We start from the raw sequence: 2,487 nt of genomic DNA, 5'->3' as shown, positions 1-2,487 counted from the left end.
CACAAACTGGGCGAATTTGCCGGCACTCGTACCTATCGTGGGCACGTGGCTGACAAGAAAGCCAAGCGTTAAGGGGTTAGGAAATGGAAGTAGCCGCTAAGTTGTCGGGCGCTCGAATCTCCGCCCAGAAAGCCCGCTTGGTCGCCGACCAGATCCGCGGGAAGAAGGTGGGCGAAGCGCTCAATTTGTTGGCTTTTAGCAGTAAGAAAGCCGCCGATATCATCAAGAAAGTGCTGGAGTCGGCTGTAGCCAACGCCGAGCATAACGAAGGCGCAGATGTTGATGACCTCAAGGTCAGCACCGTTTTCGTCAACGAAGGGCGTTCGCTGAAGCGAATCATGCCGCGTGCCAAAGGCCGCGCTGATCGCATCGTCAAGCGGTCTTGCCATATCACTGTCAAGGTTGCGGACAAGTAACGGAGTCGATCAGATGGGTCAGAAAGTACATCCCATTGGCATTCGCCTGGGAATCGTCAAGGAGCACACCTCCGTCTGGTACGCAGACGGTCGGACTTATGCGGACTATTTGTTCGCTGATCTGAAGGTGCGCGAATACCTCCAAGACAAACTAAAAAGCGCGTCCGTAAGCCGTATCGATATCCATCGTCCGGCTCAGACTGCACGTATCACCATCCACACCGCCCGTCCCGGAATCGTGATCGGCAAGAAAGGTGAAGATGTTGAGAAACTGCGTCAGGACCTGACCAAGCAAATGGGTGTGCCTGTGCACATCAATATCGAAGAAATCCGCAAGCCGGAGCTCGACGGTATGCTGGTTGCGCAGAGCGTAGCTCAGCAGCTGGAGCGTCGTGTGATGTTCCGTCGCGCTATGAAACGCGCTGTACAGAACGCCATGCGCATTGGTGCCAAGGGCATCAAAATCCAAGTGAGCGGTCGTCTCGGCGGTGCTGAAATTGCACGTACCGAATGGTATCGCGAAGGTCGTGTGCCGTTGCACACCCTGCGTGCCGATATCGACTATGCCACGTACGAAGCGCACACCACTTATGGTGTGATCGGTGTCAAGGTTTGGATCTTCAAAGGCGAAGTGATTGGTGGTCGCCAGGAAGAACTGAAACCGCAGGCACCTGCGCCTCGTAAAAAAGCTGCCAAGTAAGGGGTACGCCAAATGTTGCAACCAAAGCGTACGAAGTTCCGCAAGCAGATGACCGGCCACAACCGTGGCCTGGCTCAGCGCGGTAGCAAAGTCAGCTTCGGCGAATTCGCCTTGAAGTCTGTTGCCCGCGGTCGTCTCACCGCCCGTCAGATCGAGTCCGCTCGTCGTGCTCTGACTCGTCACGTTAAGCGTGGCGGGAAAATCTGGATTCGCGTGTTCCCTGACAAACCGGTCACCAAGAAGCCTCTCGAAGTGCGGATGGGTAAAGGGAAGGGTAGCGTCGAGTATTGGGTAGCCCAGATTCAGCCAGGCAAAGTCCTGTATGAAATCGAAGGCGTTTCCGAAGAGTTGGCGCGTGAGGCTTTCGCCCTGGCGGCTGCAAAGCTGCCGCTCGCCACCACTTTTGTTAAGCGGACGGTGATGTGATGAAGGCGAATGAACTTCGTGAAAAATCAGCACAGCAGCTGAACGAGCAACTGCTCGGCCTGCTGCGCGACCAGTTCAATCTGCGTATGCAGAAAGCAACTGGCCAGTTGGGGCAGTCTCACCTGCTCTCGCAAGTTAAGCGCGATATTGCTCGTGTGAAGACTGTGCTCAATCAGCAGGCAGGTAAGTGATCATGGCTGAAGCCGAAAAAACAGTCCGTACGCTGACCGGCCGTGTCGTCAGCGACAAGATGGACAAGACCATCACCGTATTGATCGAGCGTCGCGTCAAGCACCCGATCTACGGCAAATATGTCAAGCGTTCGACCAAGCTGCACGCGCACGACGAAAGCAATCAGTGCCATATTGGCGACAAGGTTTCCATCCGTGAAACCCGTCCCGTAGCCAAGACCAAGTCTTGGGCACTGGTTGAAGTTCTCGAACGCGCAGTGGAAGTCTAAGGACTAGGGGTCGGAGAAATATATGATTCAGACTCAATCCATGCTCGACGTCGCTGACAACAGCGGTGCTCGTCGCGTTATGTGCATCAAGGTGCTGGGTGGTTCGCATCGCCGCTACGCCGGCATCGGCGACATCATCAAGGTGACCGTCAAGGAAGCAATTCCGCGCGGTAAAGTGAAGAAGGGCCAAGTGATGACTGCTGTCGTAGTCCGCACTCGTCACGGCGTTCGTCGCCCTGATGGCTCGATCATTCGCTTCGATGGCAACGCTGCTGTTCTGCTGAACAACAAGCAAGAGCCGATCGGCACCCGTATTTTTGGGCCAGTGACTCGTGAACTTCGCTCTGAGAAGTTCATGAAGATCGTCTCGCTCGCCCCTGAAGTGCTCTAAGGAGATCCGACATGCAAAAGATTCGTCGTGACGACGAGATCATCGTGATCGCCGGTAAAGACAAAGGTAAGCGTGGCAAGGTGCTCAAGGTTCT

General features: G+C 55.2%; 7 protein-coding genes and 1 pseudogene. All 8 read left to right on the top strand.

Going from position 1 to position 2,487, the window contains the following annotated elements; genetic code table 11:
* A pseudogene (locus Q8O69_RS01995) lies at positions 1 to 72 on the top strand (30S ribosomal protein S19); the annotation flags it as partial.
* A gap of 11 nt (positions 73 to 83) precedes the next feature.
* The gene (gene rplV, locus Q8O69_RS01990) at positions 84 to 416 is read left to right on the top strand and encodes a 50S ribosomal protein L22 (RefSeq protein ID WP_079204524.1); all 333 of its coding nucleotides are present in this window, start codon (positions 84 to 86) and stop codon (positions 414 to 416) included.
* A gap of 13 nt (positions 417 to 429) precedes the next feature.
* Positions 430 to 1,116, top strand: a complete 687-nt coding sequence (rpsC, locus tag Q8O69_RS01985; protein ID WP_027982006.1) for a 30S ribosomal protein S3 — start codon at positions 430 to 432, stop codon at positions 1,114 to 1,116.
* Positions 1,117 to 1,128: 12 nt separating this feature from the next.
* Complete coding sequence (gene rplP, locus Q8O69_RS01980; protein WP_042552939.1) at positions 1,129 to 1,542, top strand: 50S ribosomal protein L16; 414 nt, start codon at positions 1,129 to 1,131, stop codon at positions 1,540 to 1,542.
* Positions 1,542 to 1,733, top strand: a complete 192-nt coding sequence (rpmC, locus tag Q8O69_RS01975) for a 50S ribosomal protein L29 (RefSeq protein ID WP_002555481.1) — start codon at positions 1,542 to 1,544, stop codon at positions 1,731 to 1,733. The genes rplP and rpmC overlap by 1 nt, the downstream gene beginning before the upstream one ends.
* Positions 1,734 to 1,735: 2 nt before the next feature.
* On the top strand, positions 1,736 to 2,002 hold the full coding sequence (gene rpsQ, locus Q8O69_RS01970) for a 30S ribosomal protein S17 (protein WP_025167719.1): 267 nt from the start codon (positions 1,736 to 1,738) through the stop codon (positions 2,000 to 2,002).
* A gap of 22 nt (positions 2,003 to 2,024) precedes the next feature.
* Entirely contained in the window at positions 2,025 to 2,393 is a 369-nt protein-coding gene (rplN, locus tag Q8O69_RS01965; RefSeq protein WP_003289207.1) for a 50S ribosomal protein L14, read from the top strand.
* A gap of 11 nt (positions 2,394 to 2,404) precedes the next feature.
* Positions 2,405 to 2,487 (top strand): KOW motif-containing protein (locus Q8O69_RS01960; protein ID WP_304866363.1); only part of this gene is annotated, 83 nt, incomplete at its 3' end.

The organism is Pseudomonas sp., from assembly GCF_030690725.1.
GTDB lineage: Bacteria > Pseudomonadota > Gammaproteobacteria > Pseudomonadales > Pseudomonadaceae > Aquipseudomonas.
The sequence above is the reverse complement of the archived record's forward strand: the minus strand, read 5'-3'. Positions and strand labels throughout refer to the sequence as shown.